20 protein-coding genes are annotated in these 19,496 nt (G+C 42.9%); 19 read left to right on the top strand and 1 reads right to left on the bottom strand.

Annotated elements, in window-relative coordinates; genetic code table 11:
• The first annotated feature begins 107 nt into the window (after nt 1-107).
• A complete protein-coding gene (gene sppA / locus BLQ12_RS25170; protein ID WP_092215466.1) occupies nt 108-1,001 on the top strand; it encodes a signal peptide peptidase SppA in 894 nt (297 codons plus the stop codon).
• Between the two features lie 235 nt (nt 1,002-1,236).
• Here the strand turns inward: sppA and BLQ12_RS25165 are convergent, their stop codons facing one another.
• Nucleotides 1,237-1,845, bottom strand: coding sequence for an L-threonylcarbamoyladenylate synthase (locus BLQ12_RS25165; protein ID WP_092215464.1), 609 nt, complete (start codon nt 1,843-1,845; stop codon nt 1,237-1,239).
• Here BLQ12_RS25165 and BLQ12_RS27595 point away from each other — a divergent pair.
• From BLQ12_RS27595 to BLQ12_RS27590, 18 genes are all read left to right on the top strand, one after another.
• Nucleotides 1,844-1,981: a hypothetical protein gene (locus BLQ12_RS27595; RefSeq protein WP_175470063.1), complete on the top strand. Its 138-nt coding sequence runs from the start codon at nt 1,844-1,846 to the stop codon at nt 1,979-1,981. The two genes, BLQ12_RS25165 and BLQ12_RS27595, sit on opposite strands and share 2 nt — an antisense overlap.
• Nucleotides 1,982-2,666: 685 nt before the next feature.
• Complete coding sequence (locus BLQ12_RS25160; RefSeq protein ID WP_175470062.1) at nt 2,667-3,722, top strand: Wzz/FepE/Etk N-terminal domain-containing protein; 1,056 nt, start codon at nt 2,667-2,669, stop codon at nt 3,720-3,722.
• 210 nt (nt 3,723-3,932) lie between these two features.
• Nucleotides 3,933-4,217, top strand: a complete 285-nt coding sequence (locus BLQ12_RS28115) for a 2-dehydropantoate 2-reductase N-terminal domain-containing protein (protein WP_254782115.1) — start codon at nt 3,933-3,935, stop codon at nt 4,215-4,217.
• Entirely contained in the window at nt 4,159-5,265 is a 1,107-nt protein-coding gene (locus BLQ12_RS25155; RefSeq protein ID WP_254782114.1) for a UDP-glucose dehydrogenase family protein, read from the top strand. Before BLQ12_RS28115 ends, BLQ12_RS25155 begins: the two co-directional genes overlap by 59 nt.
• A gap of 7 nt (nt 5,266-5,272) precedes the next feature.
• Complete coding sequence (locus BLQ12_RS25150) at nt 5,273-6,298, top strand: NAD-dependent epimerase (protein WP_092215460.1); 1,026 nt, start codon at nt 5,273-5,275, stop codon at nt 6,296-6,298.
• A 158-nt stretch (nt 6,299-6,456) separates the two neighbouring features.
• A complete protein-coding gene (gmd, locus tag BLQ12_RS25145; RefSeq protein ID WP_092215459.1) occupies nt 6,457-7,542 on the top strand; it encodes a GDP-mannose 4,6-dehydratase in 1,086 nt (361 codons plus the stop codon).
• Entirely contained in the window at nt 7,535-8,632 is a 1,098-nt protein-coding gene (locus tag BLQ12_RS25140; RefSeq protein WP_092215457.1) for a GDP-L-fucose synthase family protein, read from the top strand. The genes gmd and BLQ12_RS25140 overlap by 8 nt, the downstream gene beginning before the upstream one ends.
• 49 nt (nt 8,633-8,681) lie before the next feature.
• Nucleotides 8,682-9,461 carry a glucose-1-phosphate cytidylyltransferase gene (rfbF, locus tag BLQ12_RS25135; RefSeq protein WP_092215455.1) on the top strand — a complete coding sequence of 260 codons (780 nt, stop codon included), beginning with the start codon at nt 8,682-8,684 and terminating at the stop codon, nt 9,459-9,461.
• Nucleotides 9,452-10,555: a CDP-glucose 4,6-dehydratase gene (rfbG, locus tag BLQ12_RS25130; protein WP_254782116.1), complete on the top strand. Its 1,104-nt coding sequence runs from the start codon at nt 9,452-9,454 to the stop codon at nt 10,553-10,555. The genes rfbF and rfbG overlap by 10 nt, the downstream gene beginning before the upstream one ends.
• Nucleotides 10,552-11,100: a dTDP-4-dehydrorhamnose 3,5-epimerase gene (gene rfbC, locus BLQ12_RS25125; protein ID WP_092215453.1), complete on the top strand. Its 549-nt coding sequence runs from the start codon at nt 10,552-10,554 to the stop codon at nt 11,098-11,100. The genes rfbG and rfbC overlap by 4 nt, the downstream gene beginning before the upstream one ends.
• Entirely contained in the window at nt 11,100-12,326 is a 1,227-nt protein-coding gene (locus BLQ12_RS25120) for a class I SAM-dependent methyltransferase (protein ID WP_092215451.1), read from the top strand. The genes rfbC and BLQ12_RS25120 overlap by 1 nt, the downstream gene beginning before the upstream one ends.
• A gap of 40 nt (nt 12,327-12,366) precedes the next feature.
• Nucleotides 12,367-13,206, top strand: coding sequence for an NAD-dependent epimerase/dehydratase family protein (locus tag BLQ12_RS25115; protein WP_092215449.1), 840 nt, complete (start codon nt 12,367-12,369; stop codon nt 13,204-13,206).
• Entirely contained in the window at nt 13,203-14,303 is a 1,101-nt protein-coding gene (locus tag BLQ12_RS25110; protein ID WP_092215447.1) for a class I SAM-dependent methyltransferase, read from the top strand. Before BLQ12_RS25115 ends, BLQ12_RS25110 begins: the two co-directional genes overlap by 4 nt.
• The gene (locus tag BLQ12_RS25105) at nt 14,304-15,038 is read left to right on the top strand and encodes a cephalosporin hydroxylase family protein (protein ID WP_092215445.1); all 735 of its coding nucleotides are present in this window, start codon (nt 14,304-14,306) and stop codon (nt 15,036-15,038) included.
• A gap of 23 nt (nt 15,039-15,061) precedes the next feature.
• Nucleotides 15,062-16,582: an oligosaccharide flippase family protein gene (locus tag BLQ12_RS25100; RefSeq protein ID WP_092215443.1), complete on the top strand. Its 1,521-nt coding sequence runs from the start codon at nt 15,062-15,064 to the stop codon at nt 16,580-16,582.
• 315 nt (nt 16,583-16,897) lie between these two features.
• Complete coding sequence (locus BLQ12_RS25095; protein ID WP_092215441.1) at nt 16,898-18,133, top strand: glycosyltransferase family 2 protein; 1,236 nt, start codon at nt 16,898-16,900, stop codon at nt 18,131-18,133.
• Between the two features lie 11 nt (nt 18,134-18,144).
• Nucleotides 18,145-18,924, top strand: a complete 780-nt coding sequence (locus BLQ12_RS25090; RefSeq protein WP_092215439.1) for a DUF268 domain-containing protein — start codon at nt 18,145-18,147, stop codon at nt 18,922-18,924.
• Between the two features lie 211 nt (nt 18,925-19,135).
• Entirely contained in the window at nt 19,136-19,312 is a 177-nt protein-coding gene (locus BLQ12_RS27590) for a hypothetical protein (RefSeq protein ID WP_175470061.1), read from the top strand.
• Nucleotides 19,313-19,496 lie beyond the last annotated feature (184 nt).

Genomic DNA, 19,496 nt, shown 5'->3' with positions numbered 1-19,496 from the left:
TGCTGAGTAACCGAGGCCAAGAGCAGGGTCCTGATATTGGCGTATGTATCGTTCTTTGTGAGTTATCATCGCCCTTAAATCTTGTTTTTATGACAAAAGGTGAAACTATGTTTTCAAGGCGTCATCCGATTTTGTTTTTTATCCTGATGTTGACGGGGATGTTTTCCGCCACAGTTGTTGTGATCAGCGTGGGTGTGATGGTCTCTTTGTCTCCTGAGGTCCCTGTTTTGGAGGATGGTGTGGGGGTGGTGGAGATCACAGGCGTCATCGCCGATTCCCAGCAAATCCTTGATGATTTGAAGTATTTCCGCGATACGGACGAGGTAAAGGCCATTGTGCTGCGCGTCAACTCCCCAGGCGGCGGGGTGGGCCCCTCCCAGGAGATCTACCGATCCCTGATGAAAACCCGTGAGGTCAAACCGGTCATCACCTCCATGGGTGGCGTGGCCGCCTCAGGAGGCTATTACGCCGCCGCCGCCACAAACGGCATCGTGGCGAATTCCGGCACGATCACCGGGAGCATAGGGGTCATTATGGGGTACACCAATTTCCGCCAAATTTTGGACAAAATCGGCCTTGAGCCCGTGGTTTTCAAAAGCGGTGATATGAAAGATGCCGGCTCCCCCACCCGAGAGATGACCGAAAAAGAGCGCGCCTACCTCCAGCAGCTCGTCACCTCCCTCCACGGTCAGTTCGTACGGGACGTGGCTACCGCCAGGGGTCTTGAGGTCCCGGATGTAGCCAAACTCGCTGATGGTCGTATCTATACCGGTGAAGAGGCCAAGTCTTTAGGGCTTGTGGATCGCCTCGGCAACCTCGAAGATGCCCAGGAATGGGCAGCAGAACTCGGAGGGCTGGAAGGAATACCCGAGCTCATCTACCCGCCCCGGGAAAAAGCGAACATGATGGACTATATCATGGACAGCGCCGCAGTGCGGATCTCTTCAGCGCTGCATCCGCCGGAGATGGGAGCATCGTTTTTGTATAAGTTGGGGAATTAAACAGATAATAGATTATAGAAGATACATCGGAGGTGGTTGTGGTTCGTTATGGTTTACCCGTGAATTATCAGTGGCAGGTGGGAACAGGTGCGTGAATGGGGGGACGCGTCATAGGACATTTGCCATCGGCCCCGTAGGGTGCATTTTATGCACCATCATGGATAAGTGGCGGTTTTAAATTGTCTCCACAAAGCCTTGATTTCATAGATGGCACCCTCACAGGTCTTTTGGGGTCTTAAACAAACATCGAAACATCTCCCGCACCCTCACGGATGATTTCAGGCTCGTCATCCAGAAGCGAAATAACACTTGAGGCCACCTCCGGCACATCCCCCCCATCAATAACAATATCCACCAAGTGCCCGAAGGTATCATCAATCATCCAGGCATTGTTCATGATTTCTTCGCCCGGGAGTCCCGCCGACGTAGAGAGAATCGGGTTGCCAAGTTTTTTGATGATCTCAATACAGATGGTGTTGTCCGGAACCCGGATCCCGGCAGTCTTTCGTTTGGTGAGCATCATCTTCGGAACCAATTTGGTCCCTTCTAAAATAAACGTATAGGGCCCCGGCAGCAGCTTTTTCAGATTCCGGTACGCGTAGTTTGATACCTTTGCGTAATCGCTGATGTCCTTTAAGTCCGAACAGATAAAGCTGAAAGGCTTGCTTTTATCCCGTTGCTTCAGAAGGTAGACTTTCTCAATGGCCTTTTTGTTCATGATATCACAGCCGATACCGTAGTGGGTGTCGGTGGGGTAGGCGATGAGCCCTCCGCTTTTCAGGCACTCCACGACGCGTGAGATATTTCTGGGTTGGGGATTATCCGGGTTGATGGTAAGGATCATGATGGTAGCTGCCTTTATGGAAAATGAATCACAAAATCAAAAATATGCCGCTTATTGTTTGAACAACAAGATAGGTTTAAGGGAAGTGCCGGCTGATGTCAAAACAATAAATTTGCGTGATGGGGACGGAAGGTAAGTAAGATAGGTGACAGGCTATGGGCAATGGGTTATAAGGGGATGGCGTCGTTTGAGTAGCATTCGGCAAGGAGCCGTAAGTAGCGAATAGTCTTGGAGGTGATTCGCTACCACCTAATTTCTTGAAATCATACAAAACAAATCGATTTTTGGCTTTGAACAAAGGGTAAGGCTGTCGCTTTTCAACATTAAACTAAAACGACGAACACAGAGCAGAGCCAGGCTTTTTATTGCCCATGCATAACTATTGACATAGGGCCTCCCGAGAAGTAATGTCATGACGTTTTTAACTTAACCCGAATATTTCACGAGTGGAGTATATTCAAGGCACAAGAGCTGCTGCTATATTTGTTTACCTTAGTTTTCTGTTAACACAGAAGATGGATGCACTTGGTCCGCCCGAAGGGTTAGAAAACGGGCATAGAACTGAAAATGACAGTTTCCATTTTTTGAACAACTGATTTTTATCGATGCAACACTCTGCAATAAAATTAAATATTTATTTGCAGTGAGGTTCTTCATGAAATTACCGGGCTAAAGCAGGCAAAGGTTTCAGCCGATGTTTGTAAGGCTTAATACCAGTTTTATACATTCGGCCATTGTAAATGGAGAGGCGGAGCTATGTACTTTGTGCTACCTTTTCTGCTTCTGCGAAAAAATAAAATTAATCCCAAATGGAACCCAAGATGACCACAGAAATTAATCACGGAAATCAGCCCATACCACCTTTTCAATCAATGCCATATCCCGACGATGAAATTGATCTGAGAGAGGTGTTCGCAACCCTTTGGAAACGCAAAAAGTTCATTGGGCTCGGTGTGCTTTTGTTTGTAGTGGCAGCTGGTGTGATTGCATTTTTAAAACCAGATGTATATAGGGTAAAAGCTCTTGTAAGCCCGGGGATTGTAGCTCGTAAGCCGGGCGGCAACGTAACCTTTACCAATAGCCTGGAAAGCGTCAAGGGGCAGATTGATGCGGGTGCTTACAGCATGCAACTGTCCGAGACCCTTATTGAACAGTTCCCTGCTCTGCGGTACGCATCAAAAGCCCTTCACTCCTCCATTCCAAAGCACTCGAGTACGCTTCTAATCTCCTATGATACGTCCAATCAAAATTTTGGTAAAGCAGTGCTAAGTAATCTGATCGGTCAATTAGAAAAAGAGGATTCGAATATTATCAAGCCTTTTGTCGAAGGTCTTCAAGCCGGTATTGATTCGGATAAAAAGGCTCTTTCAGAACATGAAAAGACCTTGGCTCTTTTAGCGTTCCATTTAAAGGAACAATATAAGGCAAAGAAAAATGTGCAGCAGCAAATAGATGCTGCCATTGAATCCACCAACGCATATCAGTCTCGCGGTGTAAAAAGTTTGGCTTCAGAAGAAATGACTGCGGAAAGCCTTCATAAAGCTCTTTTGTATAACAATATGGTAATCCAAAACAGACAGGTGGTCTATTCGGTTTTGAAAAAAGAGCTAAGCGAGATTAATGTTCAAATTGCTTCACTTGAGAAAAAACAACAGGCGACTTCTGTTTTAACCGGGGAATTACAAATGAGTGTTGAAGAAAGCGCGCGAACCATTAAACATATCATCCCCTTTCAGGAGCTCATTCCGGTGATGACAGAAGAGGGCCGGGTTGGTCCTAATCGGCGATTAATTGTTATGATGAGTTTTGTCTGTAGTTTGTTTTTCATGATATTTGCGACGTTGATTATTGAATATATAAAAACATGTGAAAAGTAATTTTCTTAACGATTAATCGTGATAGCGATAGCGCGTTTCTATAATGAATTGTCATGATACGAGATTTTTAAATTTTGAATCATACATATTTTAGCCTTTCCTTGTTGTTGAGTATACAGAAAAATTAGGTAAACAAGGAGTATGCGATTTGCTGAATAGATCAATGACGCAATGTATATAATTTACTATAATTTACAGGACGTAAAATAAATGAAAATTACCGTTATCGGAACCGGCTATGTTGGGCTCGTAACCGGTGCATGCTTTTCAGAGATGGGAAATAATGTCACCTGTGTTGATGTTGATAGAAAAAAATTAGAAGATTTAAAGAATGGAATTCTACCAATATATGAACCCGGCTTGGATGGTATTGTGATTGATAATTATAACAACGGTTTTTTACATTTTTCTGATTCCTTGAAAAAAACGATAAAAGATGCTTCCATTGTATTTATCGCCGTTGGGACCCCCCCCGAAAGAGGATGGATCTGCTGATCTTCAACATGTTCTTACCGTTGCATCTGATATCGGTAAATCAATAGAAAATTATACCGTTATCGTGAATAAATCGACGGTTCCAGTGGGAACGGCTGAGCGTGTTACGGATGCGATTACCAAAGAGTTGAAAAAAAGAGGTGTAGATGTCGAATTTGATGTTGTCAGCAATCCTGAGTTTTTAAAAGAGGGTGATGCGGTCAATGATTTCATGAAACCTGACAGAATTATACTTGGCATTGAGTCTGCCAAGGCTGAAGTCTATATGAAGGAGCTTTACAGTCCATTTAACCGAAACCATGATAAAGTTCATGTGATGGGGGTCAAGGACGCGGAGATGACTAAATACGCCGCCAACTCGATGCTTGCGACGAAAATTTCCTTTATGAATGAAATTGCGGGAATTTGTGAACAACTCGGTGTTGATGTTGAGAATGTAAGGAAAGGGATAGGTTCGGATACACGAATCGGGTATTCATTTATTTATCCGGGTTGCGGTTATGGCGGGTCCTGTTTTCCCAAGGATGTCAAGGCGCTTATCCGAACAAGTCGCGAGAGTGGTTTTGAACCGTTACTTCTTGATGCCGTCGAGGAGAGGAATGCCTCTCAGAAAAATGTATTGTTCCAGAAGATAACCGACACATATGGTTCTGACCTCACGGGGAGATGTTTTGGTATCTGGGGCCTTGCTTTTAAACCAGGTACAGATGACATGAGGGAGGCAACCTCCGTTGTGGTGATAAACAGTTTGGTAAAAGCGGGGGCTACAGTCAAAGCCTATGACCCTCAAGCGATGACCGAATCTCTCGAATGTTTTGATAAGGGGCTCTTTGATGACAAAAACCTTATTCTTGCTCAGAGTCAGTATGATGCAGTTGTTGGTGCGGATGCTCTTGTTTTGATTACAGAGTGGAAGCAGTTCAGACAACCTGACTATAAAATGTTGCATGAGCGTATGAATGGACATACCATCTTTGATGGCAGAAATCAGTACAATCCTGAGTTTGTAAGGGGCGCAGGTTTTGAGTATTTTGGTATTGGGAGATAATCAAACGATGACCGATTTAAACGTAAATAAATGCTTGATTACAGGTGCTGCCGGTTTTATCGGATTCAGCCTTTCAAAGAGACTTCTCGAAGAGGGCATCGAGGTTGTTGGGCTCGATAATCTAAATGATTACTATGATGTAAGTTTAAAAGAGTCCCGTCTCCAGTTATTATCTGAATATGATCTTTTCACCTTCGTAAAAGCTGATATGGCGGATAGAGAATCCACTGCTGCTCTTTTTGAAGAGCATGGTTTCGATGCAGTCGTGAACCTTGCAGCTCAGGCGGGGGTTAGGTATTCTCTTGAAAATCCCCATGCGTATGTGGATTCAAATCTTACGGGTTTTGTCAATATCCTTGAAGGATGCAGGCACACTAAAGTTAAACATCTGTTATATGCCTCATCGAGCTCAGTCTACGGTGCCAATACTAATATGCCGTTTTCGGTTCATCATAATGTAGACCATCCGGTCTCCCTTTATGCTGCGACAAAAAAATCCAATGAGCTACTGGCGCATTCTTACAGTCATCTATTTGGCCTTCCCTGTACAGGGCTGCGTTTCTTTACCGTTTATGGGCCGTGGGGACGACCTGATATGGCTTATCACATTTTTGTTAAGGCCATTCTTGCTGGAAAACCAATAAATGTTTTCAACCATGGGAACATGAGAAGGGATTTTACATATATTGATGATATTGTGGAAAGCGTTTTTAGGATCTTGAAAAGAGTGCCCACAGCTAATCAGGACTGGAGTGGTAAAAATACAGACCCAGGGACATCTTATGCTCCGTTTAAGGTTTATAATATCGGTAATAATTCTTCTGTGATGTTAAACGATTTTATTTCTGAGGTCGAAGAATCCTTGGGGAAAACAGCCAAACGGAATCTACTGCCCATGCAAAAGGGCGATGTGGCCGAGACGTATGCGGATGTTGATGATTTAATAAATGACATTTGCTTCAAGCCATCAACTTCGATTAAAGATGGTGTTAGAAATTTTGTGAATTGGTATAAAGCTTATTATAGTAGTTAATTATTATAATTTCTATAAAGGTGGAGCTGAGTGATTAAAGATAGCACATTGATTATTGATGAAAGTGTGTTATGCGGTGTTGAGGAAATGATTTTTTCTGCTCTCACTATATGAATGTCGCGCTGTTAAAACCCAATAAGTTCGATTTGGAATAGCATATGAAAAAAGCCATTATTACAGGTATCACAGGCCAAGATGGATCTTACCTTGCGGAACTTTTGCTTAGCAAAGGGTATGAAGTTCACGGGATCAAACGTCGAGCTTCGCTTTTCAACACCGATAGAATTGATCATCTTTATCAGGATCCCCACGAAAAAAATCGCAATTTCTTTCTCCATCATGGTGATATGACCGATTCAACGAATCTGATTCGGATCATTCAACAAGTACAACCTGACGAAATATACAACCTCGCAGCTCAAAGCCATGTTGCAGTATCTTTTGAATCCCCCGAATATACATCTGATACAGATGCCCTTGGAACTCTCCGGATTCTTGAAGGAATTCGCTTGTTGGGGTTGGAAAAAAAGACCAAATTCTATCAGGCATCCACCTCTGAATTGTTTGGCAAGGTACAGGAAACGCCTCAAACGGAAAAAACACCGTTCTACCCGCGGAGCCCCTACGCAGTAGCTAAAATGTATGCTTATTGGATAACCGTCAATTACCGAGAGGCTTATGGCTTGTACGCATGCAATGGGATCTTATTCAATCATGAATCTCCATTGCGGGGCGAAACATTTGTTACTCGTAAGATAACACGAGCCATATCACGTATTAAATTAGGCACCCAGAATTGTTTGTATCTGGGTAATCTTGATGCTAAACGCGATTGGGGCCACGCTAAAGATTATGTTGAGATGCAGTGGTTGATGCTTCAGCAGGATGAACCGGATGACTTCGTGATCGCCACGGGGGTTCAGTATTCGGTTCGAGATTTTGTTAATGTCGCTGCAAACGAATTGGGAATTGAAATCCAATGGAAAGGGACTGGTGTCGAAGAGAAAGGCTACGACGCCAAGACTGGAAAGCAGATTGTCGCCGTAGATCCCGCATATTTCAGGCCTACTGAAGTTGAAACATTGTTGGGTGATCCGTCCAAAGCAAAGCAAACACTTGGCTGGGTTCCGAAGATTACGTTTGATGAGCTTATATCAGAAATGGTTGCAGCTGATTTAGAATTCGCCAAGCGAGACCTTCTTTGCAAGAAAAATGGCTTTGAGGTTATTGAAAGACATGAATAAAGGTTCGAAAATATATGTTGCTGGCCATCGTGGGTTAGTGGGCTCGGCTATCGTCGGGTGTCTTGAGCGTGATGGATTTAATAACATTGTCACTCGTACACACGCCGAGTTGGACCTCACACGTCAGGACCAAGTAGAGGCCTTTTTTGTGCAGGCTCGTCCCGAATATGTCTTTCTTTCTGCCGCGAAAGTTGGCGGCATTATGGCTAACAGCACATACCCAGCAGAGTTTATTTATCAAAACCTTATAATTGCTGCTAATGTGATCCACTCCAGTTATAAAACTGGTGTTAAAAAGCTCCTAAACCTTGGGTCGTCCTGTATTTACCCTAAGCTTGCATTCCAGCCGCTCAAGGAAGAATATCTTTTGACCGGTGAACTTGAGCCCACCAACGAGGCATATGCCTTGGCTAAGATCTCGGCAATTAAACTTTGTCGGTATTATAATCAGCAGTATGGAACCAATTTTATATCAGTTATGCCCACCAATCTCTATGGGCCTGGTGATAATTTTAATCTGGAGACATCCCATGTGTTGCCAGCACTGATTCGTAAGATGCATTTGGGCAAGTGTTTGCAGATGGGAGATTTGGATGCTCTGCGGGCAGATCTTGACAGACGACCCATCGAAGGGATTGATGGATCTGTGCCTGAAAAGCAGATTCTCTCGATTCTCAATAAATATGGGATAAGTGTTGAACACAATGATGAGAGATCTGATTTGCATTCGGTCATGAACTCTACGTCTTCAGTGGTGGTCTCACTCTGGGGTACAGGCTCTCCCTTCAGGGAATTTCTACATGCAAACGATTTGGCCGATGCCTGCGTATATTTAATGCAAAAATATAATGCAAATGAACTTGGGGAATTTGTAAACATCGGTACCGGCGTTGACCTTATGATCAAAGAACTTGCTGCCATGGTTGTTGATGTCGTTGGATACAAGGGTAAGGTTTCTTGGGATCAAACCAAACCTGATGGTACACCACAGAAACTTCTCGATTTGACAAAGTTGCAAAGTGTAGGTTGGAAGTCGTCAATATCGTTGAAAGATGGCTTAGAGAATAGTTACAAATCTTATGTTAATTAAATTGTTTTTTTGGCGATGTGAAAATTATTAATTTGGTGAGAAGGTGCGTATGAAAGTTGTCATATTAGCGGGTGGATTTGGTACAAGATTGAGTGAGGAAACGCATTTAAAACCGAAGCCCATGGTGGAGATCGGCGGTAAGCCAATTCTCTGGCATATCATGAAAATGTACTCAAGCTATGGATATAATGATTTTGTGATTTGCTTGGGCTATATGGGCTATGCGATTAAAGAGTATTTTGCTAACTATTATCTTCATCAAAGCAATGTGACGTTTGATTTTAGAAATGGCAATGATCATGTCATACACTCTAATTCGGCCGAACCCTGGCGCGTAACTCTCGTTGACACAGGTTTGAATACTATGACAGGTGGAAGAGTAAAACGGATTCAGGAATATATTCGTGATGAACCTTTTATGCTGACCTATGGTGATGGTGTTGCAAGTATTGCGATAGATAAACTAGTTGAATTTCATAAGCAGCAAGGAAAGCTGGCCACTGTCACAGCTGTTCAACCCTCTGGACGTTTTGGCGCTTTGATTGTAGATGAAGTTAATGAAAAAGTTAATTCGTTTCAAGAGAAACCAAAAGGTGATGGATCTTGGATTAATGGAGGCTTTTTCGTATTAGAACCAGATATATTTAAATATATTGAGGATGACAGTACGAGTATGGAGCGTGAACCCCTGCAAGATCTCGTAAAAGATGGCAAATTGGTTGCATTTAAACATTCTGGTTTTTGGAAACCGATGGATACCCTTCGTGATAAAACGGAATTAGAACAGTTGTGGGGTTCAGGAAACGCACCTTGGAAAATATGGTCATAAGGATGAACATGCGGGAATCATTTGCGGGATTTTATAATAAAAGACGTGTGTTTGTTACTGGGCATACAGGGTTTAAGGGGGCTTGGCTTTGTCTGTGGCTTAAAATGCTGGGCGCTGAGGTATGTGGATATTCTTTTGATATTCCGACCAACCCTAGTTGCTTCTCACTTGCTAACGTTGCTGACGGCATTGTCTCAATTAATGGTGATATAAGAAATTATGAGTTGCTCGAAAAGAGCATTCAGGATTTTAAGCCTGATATCGTCATTCATATGGCGGCCCAATCTCTTGTGCGGAGATCTTTTGAAAATCCTGTCGATACCTTTTCGACAAATGTTATGGGGACGGTGCATTTGCTTGATGTGGTACGAACGATAGAAAGCGTTCGTGCCGTTGTTAATGTTACAAGTGATAAATGTTACGAGAATCAGGAATGGCTTTGGGGCTATCGTGAAAATGATCCCATGGGTGGTTATGACCCCTATTCCAGTTCAAAAGGTTGCTCTGAATTGGTTTCATCCGCGTACTTAAGATCCTTTTTTAATCCTGGTCATTATGAGCAGCATCGAGTTGCATTAGCTTCTGCAAGGGCAGGAAATGTTATCGGTGGTGGAGATTTTGCTGAGGACCGTCTTATTCCAGATGTGTTTCGTGCCTTTTCCAACGGAGATTCAGTACATATCCGTTCTCCCCATGCTATACGACCTTGGCAGCACGTCTTGGAACCTCTGGCTGGGTATCTATTGTTGGCCCAACGTCTTTATATAGAGGGACCTCGTTTCATTGGGGGGTGGAATTTTGGGCCCCATGATGAATCTGTCTTGGAAGTAGGGCAGGTCGTTAAGCAATTTGCGGGCTGCTGGGGTGATGATGTCCAGTGGACGATGGATGATGGCAATCATCCTCATGAGGCAGCACTTTTGAAATTGGACTGTTCCAAAGCACGTACCTTGCTTGGGTGGACGCCTTGTTTAAATGTTAACCAGGCTTTGGAGTGGTCTGCCATATGGTATAAGACATTCCGTGATCATTCTGATGAATTGCAGGTATTGTCTCTGGATCAGATCAGACAGTACGAAGGTTTGATGATATGATTTTTATCGAATTGGGGTTGGCTGGGGCTTATATCATTCAACCTGAGCCTCATGGGGATAAGCGTGGTAAGTTTGCCCGACTTGTCTGCATGGATGAGTTGAAAAAGATAGGGCACTCTAAAGAGATTACACAGGTGAATTATTCTCTGACGCGGAAAAAGGGCACTGTACGTGGTATGCATTTTCAGTATGCTCCGGCAAAAGAGATTAAGATGGTTAAGTGTAGTCGCGGTGCTGTTTTTGATGTCATTGTCGATTTGAGGAAAGATTCACCCACACTGTTGCAGTGGCATGGTACGGTTCTATCGGCCCAGAACATGAAGATGATGTATGTTCCGGAAGGTTTTGCCCATGGTTTTCAGACATTAGAGGATGATTGCGAGCTGCTTTATTTTCATACGGAATACTATAGCCCGGAGCATGAAGGCGCTTTCCGCTATGATGATCCCCTGATGGGTATTGACTGGCCTGAAGAGATAACGGAAATATCCCAGAGGGATAACCTTCACCCATTACTGCAAGAAGGTTTTAGGGGGATTTTGTAATGAATTGTAGATATTGTAATGCTTCATTGGAACATACCTTTATCGATTTGGTCAATGCACCTGCATCCAATTCTTTTTTGTCAAAAAAACAGCTCAACGAACCGGAAAATTTTTACCCACTGAAACTGTTTGTATGTCATGAGTGTCACTTGGTCCAGATCGATGAATATAAAAAGTTTGATGAGATATTTAACCAAGACTATGCATATTTTTCATCTTTTTCCAAAAGTTGGTTAACCCATGCTAAATTATACGTAGAGATGATAACATCCAGGCTTGAACTGGGAATGGATGCTTTTGTCGTAGAAATAGCATCAAATGATGGATATCTACTTCAATATTTTATGGAAAAAGGTGTTTCCTGCCTTGGGGTTGAACCATCAAAAAATACAGCTGCAGTTGCCCGAGCAAAAGGCATAGAATCCATCACTGAATTTTTTGGTGTTGAACTGGCGACAAAGTTGGTGGCTGGAGGGAAAAAACCAGATCTGATATTGGGCAACAATGTTCTGGCTCATGTTCCAGATATAAATGATTTTGTCGAGGGAATGAAGATACTTTTGGGAGAAAATGGGACCATCACCATGGAATTCCCCCACCTAATGCAACTGGTAAAAAACAATCAGTTTGATACTATTTATCATGAGCATTTTTCCTATCTAGCATTTCATACAGTTCAACAGATTTTTAATTCACATGATCTGACGATTTTTGATGTTGAGGAAATCTCAACTCATGGTGGTTCTCTGCGTATTTATGCCAGACATACTGGTGACGGTTCAAAGATAATCATGCCTTCAGTCGTAGATCTTGAGTCCAAAGAAATTGCTGTGGGGATGTCTAAATTGTCATTCTATACCCGGTTTCAGCAGAAAGCTGAACGGATTAAATATGCTTTGCTGGAATTCTTGATTCAGCAGAAGCGGGCAGGGTTCGCGGTTGTTGCTTATGGAGCCGCCGCTAAGGGTAATACTCTCCTTAATTATTGCGGCATAAAAAATGACCTGATCAGTTTTGTAGTGGATGCCTCACCGCACAAACAGGGGAAATATCTTCCAGGAAGTCGTGTCCCCGTTGTAACAGAGGATTCGATAAAAACCGAACGCCCTGATTACGTCTTGATCTTGCCTTGGAATATCAGGGATGAGATTAGTGATCAGCTTCGCTATATTCGGGATTGGGGCGGCAAGTTTGTGACGGCTGTGCCGGAACTCAGATGCTGGTAGGGATTTAACCTCTTCATTATAACAGTTTTGGGTAAAAACAATGAAAATCCTGGTGACCGGGGCAACGGGTTTTATAGGTAGATATGTTATAAATGAGTTGAAGAACTATGATTGCGAGATAGTTGCAACTGCACGAAGAACGGAAAATCTTCCAGAACATCTTATTGATAATGGGATATCCTACATCCCTTGCGATATTTCCGAGGACCGAACCGATTTTTTTAATTATCTGTCCAAGCCGGATATACTCATTCATTTGGCATGGGATGGGTTGCCTAACTACAAAGGTTTGTTTCATTATGAGACAAATCTCCCTGTGCACTATAATTTTTTAAAAAAAATGATTCAGGGCGGTTTGAGACATCTTGTAGTTGCCGGGACTTGTTTTGAATATGGTATGCAAAGTGGGTGTTTGTCTGAAACTCTGTCAACAGAGCCGGCAAATCCCTATGGTCTCGCCAAGGATGTGTTGCGGAAATTTTTGGAACAGCTTGCTTGTGAGCACCCTTTTGTTTTTCAGTGGGTAAGGCTTTTTTATATGTACGGGGAAGGCCAGAGTAAGACTTCACTGCTCTCTCAACTCGATAAAGCCATAGATAATGGGGATGAAGTATTTAATATGTCCGGAGGTGAGCAGATCAGGGATTATCTTCCGGTTGAGAAGGTTGCCAGGATCATCGTGAAAATATCGCTTCAAAATAAGATAAACGGTATAGTCAATTGCTGCAGTGGGAAACCTGTAACGATAAGAAAGCTTGTTGAAGATCACGTTAGAAATACAGGGGAAAAAATTAATTTAAATCTGGGGTATTATCCCTATCCGGATTATGAGCCATTTGCATTTTGGGGTGATAATTCTAAGTTAAGGACTGTTTCATGAATGTATGTTGTCCCCTTTGTGGATCATTTCTACTCGTAGAAGTATATAATTTAAGTGGAATGCCTGTTTTTCAAAATAAAGTTTACGGAAATCCTGATGATGCAAGATCATCTGTGTCTGGAGATGTACTGCTTTGCAATTGTCGGAATTGCGGCTTTATTTGGAATGCTTCATTTGATGATACTAAGATGGAGTACGATGAAAATTATCAAAATGAGCAAGCTAATTCTTCTTCTTTTAGATTACATTTAGATGAAGTTTTTTTAGTCTTAAAAAAAAATGGAGTTAGCTCGTCACGTGTAGTTGAGGTTGGGTGCGGTAAAGGTTTCTTCCTCGATCGATTAAGGCGTGAGAATATTAATGCCACTGGGTTTGACCCCGCGTATGAGGGTAATCATCCATGGGTTATTAAAGACTATTTTTCTGCGAAGTATCAATCGATTAATGCTGGGTTCATTGTTTTGCGTCATACATTGGAACATATATCTCACCCTTTAGCATTTTTGAGGGATATTGCCTTTTCCAACAATCATCAAGGCCTAATTTATATAGAAGTACCTGATATCGATTGGATTATAAATAAAAATGCCTTTTGGGATATTTTTTATGAGCATTGTAACTATTTTTCGATGAAGTCCTTATGTTCGATGTTTGCTAACGTTATAGATTCAGGGCGTTTATTTGGAGGACAATATCTATACATAGTAGCAGATTTGAGCAGTTTTAAAAGCGATGGGATCTGTTCTGATTCAAATGAGTTATTCCTGACTGAACATGGATTTCTTGAAGGTATAAATAGGTACAAAAAGTTTGTCAAACAACATGCGCCTGTTCTTGTTTGGGGTGCTGGTGCAAAAGGATCTACTTTTTGTAATATTGTTGACCCTGAATGTGAATTAATTGCAGGCGTAATTGATGTAAATAAAAAAAAACAAAACAGGTTCATCTCTGGAACTGGTCATAAGATTTTTTCGCCTGACGAGATTATCAGAATGAGGGTCGAAAATATTTTGATAATGAATGAAAATTATCTGGATGAGATTAAGAAAATGACAAGAAAAAATGATGTAAAACTATATACATTGGGAGTGCTTTAAATGAACTCAATTTCAAAATTCGAGGCTGAAAGAAAAAAAAGAATTCATGAGCGAGTGAATAACAGTGAATTGCAGCAAACTTCAAAGGCTTTTTTGAACGAAACCTTGAAAGCAGAATATTCTTATGGATTTTCGTGGATGGGACGTCCTATCATTCAATATCCTCAGGATATTATGGCCCTGCAGGAAATTATATGGCAGGTGAAACCTGATCTGATTATTGAAACAGGTATCGCCCATGGTGGATCACTGATATTTTCAGCGTCCATGTTGGAACTGTTGGGTGGTGATGGCGAGGTGTTGGGCCTTGATATCGACATCCGGGAACACAACCGGTTGGAGATCGAGAAGCATCCCATGTCCAAGCGCATCACCATGCTCGAGGGATCATCAATTGATGAAGAGATTGTCCGGCAGGTTGTAGAATTTGCCAGAGGGAAAAAAAAGGTGTTGGTCTGCTTAGATTCCATGCATTCCCACGAGCATGTGGCCAAAGAACTTGAGTTATATTCACCCTTGGTTAACCAGGGCAGTTATCTTGTAGTTTTTGATACAATTATTGAGGATATGCCGGTGGGTTCATTTCCTGATCGCCCTTGGGACAAGGGCAATAATCCCAAGACTGCGGTATGGGAGTTTCTGAAGCACAACGATCGATTTGTCATTGACGAGGAAATACAAAATAAACTTTTGATTACGGTAGCACCGGACGGCTATCTGAAGTGTATTAAGTGAGCAATGGCATAAAACCGAGGGCCATGCCCCCTATCTCACTCATAAAACGCAATATTATTGCCAATTTTGCAGGCAGCATCTGGATGGCCCTCATGTCGCTTGTTTTTATACCCTTGTATATTCATTTTACGGGGATAGAGGCTTACGGACTCGTTGGATTTTATGCTACCTTGCAAGGTGTGTTTGCTTTACTTGATATGGGTTTGAGTTCCACCTTGAATCGTGAGATGGCAGGCCTTTCCGCCGAGGTTGGGCGTGAACAGGAAATGCGCAATATGGTGCGCACCTTGGAGTTTATCTACTGGGGGGTAGCAGTTGCAATCGTCGTCGTTATCGTTTTGTTGTCCGGGTATATTTCACAGCACTGGGTGACGGCTGAACATTTGTCTCCAGAGACGGTGCGGGAGGCGGTCATTCTCATGGGGATCGCTACCGGGCTGCAGTGGCCGGTCAGTTTTTATTCTGGGGGCCTAATGGGGTTGCAAGGCCAGGTCCTGCTCAACGTTGTCAATATCATTATGGCGACGTTGCGAGGCGTCGGGGCCGTATTGATACTTTGGCTGGTGTCCCCCACTATTGGAGCATTTTTCTCCTGGCAGATTGTGGTCAGCGGGACGACAACTTTGCTGCTGGCAGGTGCTTTATGGTACAGCATGCCTAAGAGTCGCGGTAAGGCTTGCTTTCAAGCCAGTGTTTTGCGGCGCATTTGGCGATTTGCCGTGGGTATGTTTGGTATAAGTCTGCTCGCAACCTTGCTGACCCAGATGGATAAGATTATCTTGAGTCGCATGTTGCCACTGGAGATGTTTGGCTATTACACTTTGTCGGGAGTGGTGGCTTTGAGTCTTTTTCGCCTTATTGGACCCATCTTCAATGGTGTTTATCCCCGGTTAACCCAGCTTGTTACCCTTAATGATCAGTTCGCTATAAAGGAACTCTACCATCGAAGTTGCCAAGTAATGTCGTTGATGATTTTGCCGGCAGCCTTTGTTCTGGCCTTTTTTTCACGGGAGCTTCTCTTGCTGTGGACGCAGAATGTTGTAACGGCAGAACGAGCGTATCTGTTGGTGAGTTTGTTGGTGACAGGAACTGCCTTGAATGGGTTGATGAATATTCCCTATGCACTGCAACTTGCTCACGGATGGACTAAATTAGCCTTTTACGTCAATCTAGTTTCAGTAATTATCTTGTTTCCGCTGATTTTTTTCATGACCAAACATTATGGTGCTGTTGGTGGGGCAAGTGTCTGGGTGATCCTAAACAGTGGCTACGTGTTGATTACCATTCAGTTGATGCATCGACGGCTGTTGCCGGATGAAAAAATGTACTGGTATGGTCGGGATGTTGGGCTGCCACTATTGTGTGCTGTCGTGACGGCGGGTTGTGGCCGGATCTTGATGCCTGACTCGTTGTCGCAGCTCGGCGTAGTGTTTTATATCGCTGTGGTTTCTCTGCTGACCTTCGGGTTTGCAGCATGGGTTACCCCGGAAACCAGAAGATGGATAGTGCAACGACTCTCGTATAGGACTGTGAAATGTGTGTGACTCACCAAGGTACATAAATAAGGCTCTTTCACGATTTGAGTGGGTAGAATGTCCTTCCAAAACGCTTGTGGAGTGAAAAACTCTCCGCCCCATGCTACGTCAGCCCCCCTTGCTGTCAAGGCCAAGCCGGGATACGCCGGTGCTGCGCAGCCTTGACTGCTGCAGGTGTCTGCCGTCTTTGGTGGCTAAGAGTTTATGCCTCCGTATGCCTGCCATGGCAGGCCTGGTGCAACCAAAACGTACCGAAGCTATATGGACTATCCGAGATTTACCCACTCGAAATGGAAAGGAGCCATAAATAAAAAGGAAGGGTGAATGTCAAAAGAAATTTTAGCGCCTAAGTTGTCTGTGGTTGTGCCAACAAGGGAGCGATCCGATACACTTTTTTATACCATTAAAACTTTAGTGGACCAGGACTATCAGTTTTGTGAATTTATAATAAGTGATAACGATAGCAACGATAATACAAAAGAAGTTGTTGAATCTTTTTCAGATTCTCGGATTCGCTACATTAATACAGGCAGGCGTGTCAGTATGTCTGAAAATTGGGAGTTTGCATTAGGTCATGTGAAAGGTGATTTTGTAACTTATATCGGCGATGACGATGGCTTTGTTTCTGGCGCTTTAGCAAAAGCGATGGGTATTATAGTCGAGTTTCGCACAAATGCATTGGTTTGGCATAAAATAGACTATTGTTGGCCCGATCATATTGATGAAAACTCAAGGAATTTGTTTTGGTTTGGAACAGAAGACAGCGCTCTTAAAAAGGTAAGGGCTCTTAGCACTCTTAAAAAGGTGATTCGTTTTCAAGAGATGTATACCAAATTACCCTGTCTTTATAATGGGATAGTCCGGAAAAGCTTCGTGGATAAGATAAAAAAGTTGTCAGTAAATGGAGTGTTCTTTAACGCTATTTCTCCCGATATTTTTTCGGGAATTGCTCTTAGTTCTATTATAGGTAACTATCTCTATACGAATTATTCTTTTTCAGTCAACGGGGCGTCTCGGCACAGCAATGGGACATCGTTTGTGAGATCAGTGGACAAAGAGGCAGGTACCCCTTTTGCAAAATTTATGTCGGAAAACTTAATAGAGTATGATCCCCGTCTGAAGATGGCGCCTTGTCCATCGGTGTGTGTCATGGGTGAATATCTTTTGGCTAAGAAATATATTCATTTGCTGAAATTTTCTGAACCCTCATGGAAAAAATATGTGAAAATATTGGTTAGAAATGCGAAGTGTTCTTATGCCTCTGATGAGATTCTGCGTTCAGCTGCTCATACAGTGTCGGCGGTGGGAGGGCGAACGCGAATTCCTGATCGAGCTGCCGCATCAATAACTATTTCTAAAAGATTGGGATTTCAGTTAGGATCTTGGCAGTTTAAGGCCCCTAATGACATGGTGAATAATATATATGATGCATGCAGGTTGGCAGGTTCGATGCAATCTGAAGTAATTCAAAAGGATAGCCAAAACCCCGTTCAAAGGTTTGTTGTTAACATTCGTAATTTTTTACTGTACGAGTTGAAGAAACTATATCGATCCTACTAGGAGTGTTGAAAATGAAAAGAAAGTTTCTCAAGGCCTATTTTTTTTTGGCAACACAGGTTGGGATCGATTTGAGGCTTACTCTTCTTTTTTGCCGAGGGTTACCTAAATATGTACTTAATTTTGTCAGATTTCGATCAGAATATACGGGGCCTCTGGAAGTTGTCCCATGTCTGCATGATTGGTATGAAGAAGGTGGGGGGACCAAGAACGAGTATTTTTGGCAGGATTTGTTGGTGGCCAAGAAGATCTTCGATGCCAACCCCATCAGGCATGTCGATATTGGCTCCCGTGTTGATGGTTTTGTGGCTCATGTAGCCAGTTTTCGAAAACTTGAAGTTTTTGATGTCAGGCCGATTACGACTCAAATACCGGGGATAACATTCAGACAGGTCGATTTTATGATGCCAGTGGAAGGAGTCACGGGGTATTGCGATTCCCTTTCATGTCTACATGCCTTGGAGCACTTTGGGTTGGGGCGCTATGGGGACCCGATCAATCCTAAAGGATTTGAACTCGGTCTTGAAAATATGGCGGGTTTGCTTCAAGTAGAGGGTATTTTTTACCTTTCCCTTCCCATCGGGCAGGAACGTGTGGAGTTCAATGCCAACCGTGTTTTTGATCCGCGCGTTATAATAAGCTTGGCCTTACAGAATTCACTTAAGCTGATTGGGTTGAGTGTGATCAGGGGAGGTGATCAGGTTGATGAAGTGTCATTTGATGAAGTTTGTCTTGCTGATTTGGCTTGTCAGCGTTACGCATTGGGAATTTTTACTTTTGTTAAATTATGCTGAATCAATAAATGGTTAATATTCATATGCATTATAAAAATGCTAATGAAGAAAACCGTCAGGCCTGGTTTCAGAAAATCCTTTCAGATTTGTTTTATGGCGGATGATTCTTGATGCGGGGGCCGGGAAATTGTCCAATCGGAACCACTGCAATCACCGGTCATATGTTTCTCAAGATTTTTGGCAGTACGGAGGTGTGGGATACGGAAAGAGCATGAAAATGGGGCAGTGGAATACCATTCAAATTGACTTGGTTTGGGATATTACCCATATCCAGGAACCGAACGACTCTTATGATGGCATTCTATGTAGCGAAGAGTTTGATTATGTACCTGACACCACCCTGGCATTTGATGAATTTACGGCTTGCTCAAACCGGGTGGAAAGCTAATTTTTACAGCGCTATTTGCTTCAATAACACATTTTGGGTCACTACTGTCCAAAATAGCCTCTCAAAGAATAATTTTCTTCGAGAGGCCCCTGTGATTAGTAGATGTTGTTCAATTCTTGAAAAACAGGTCCCATTATTTTGCCTGCTGTCCAACTCACGTAAATGGGAGCATTAACTGTACTGA

This window comes from Desulfoluna spongiiphila (assembly GCF_900101345.1).
GTDB lineage: Bacteria > Desulfobacterota > Desulfobacteria > Desulfobacterales > Desulfolunaceae > Desulfoluna > Desulfoluna spongiiphila.
The sequence above is the reverse complement of the archived record's forward strand: the minus strand, read 5'-3'. Positions and strand labels throughout refer to the sequence as shown.

Coding starts and splice junctions, on each gene's coding strand:
- sppA (WP_092215466.1), top strand. CDS start 108: ATGTTTTCAAGGCGTCATCCGATTTTGTTTTTTATCCTGATGTTGACG.
- BLQ12_RS27595 (WP_175470063.1), top strand. CDS start 1,844: ATGATGGTAGCTGCCTTTATGGAAAATGAATCACAAAATCAAAAATAT.
- BLQ12_RS25165 (WP_092215464.1), bottom strand. CDS start 1,845: ATGATCCTTACCATCAACCCGGATAATCCCCAACCCAGAAATATCTCA.
- BLQ12_RS25160 (WP_175470062.1), top strand. CDS start 2,667: ATGACCACAGAAATTAATCACGGAAATCAGCCCATACCACCTTTTCAA.
- BLQ12_RS28115 (WP_254782115.1), top strand. CDS start 3,933: ATGAAAATTACCGTTATCGGAACCGGCTATGTTGGGCTCGTAACCGGT.
- BLQ12_RS25155 (WP_254782114.1), top strand. CDS start 4,159: ATGCTTCCATTGTATTTATCGCCGTTGGGACCCCCCCCGAAAGAGGAT.
- BLQ12_RS25150 (WP_092215460.1), top strand. CDS start 5,273: ATGACCGATTTAAACGTAAATAAATGCTTGATTACAGGTGCTGCCGGT.
- gmd (WP_092215459.1), top strand. CDS start 6,457: ATGAAAAAAGCCATTATTACAGGTATCACAGGCCAAGATGGATCTTAC.
- BLQ12_RS25140 (WP_092215457.1), top strand. CDS start 7,535: ATGAATAAAGGTTCGAAAATATATGTTGCTGGCCATCGTGGGTTAGTG.
- rfbF (WP_092215455.1), top strand. CDS start 8,682: ATGAAAGTTGTCATATTAGCGGGTGGATTTGGTACAAGATTGAGTGAG.
- rfbG (WP_254782116.1), top strand. CDS start 9,452: ATGGTCATAAGGATGAACATGCGGGAATCATTTGCGGGATTTTATAAT.
- rfbC (WP_092215453.1), top strand. CDS start 10,552: ATGATTTTTATCGAATTGGGGTTGGCTGGGGCTTATATCATTCAACCT.
- BLQ12_RS25120 (WP_092215451.1), top strand. CDS start 11,100: ATGAATTGTAGATATTGTAATGCTTCATTGGAACATACCTTTATCGAT.
- BLQ12_RS25115 (WP_092215449.1), top strand. CDS start 12,367: ATGAAAATCCTGGTGACCGGGGCAACGGGTTTTATAGGTAGATATGTT.
- BLQ12_RS25110 (WP_092215447.1), top strand. CDS start 13,203: ATGAATGTATGTTGTCCCCTTTGTGGATCATTTCTACTCGTAGAAGTA.
- BLQ12_RS25105 (WP_092215445.1), top strand. CDS start 14,304: ATGAACTCAATTTCAAAATTCGAGGCTGAAAGAAAAAAAAGAATTCAT.
- BLQ12_RS25100 (WP_092215443.1), top strand. CDS start 15,062: ATGCCCCCTATCTCACTCATAAAACGCAATATTATTGCCAATTTTGCA.
- BLQ12_RS25095 (WP_092215441.1), top strand. CDS start 16,898: ATGTCAAAAGAAATTTTAGCGCCTAAGTTGTCTGTGGTTGTGCCAACA.
- BLQ12_RS25090 (WP_092215439.1), top strand. CDS start 18,145: ATGAAAAGAAAGTTTCTCAAGGCCTATTTTTTTTTGGCAACACAGGTT.
- BLQ12_RS27590 (WP_175470061.1), top strand. CDS start 19,136: ATGAAAATGGGGCAGTGGAATACCATTCAAATTGACTTGGTTTGGGAT.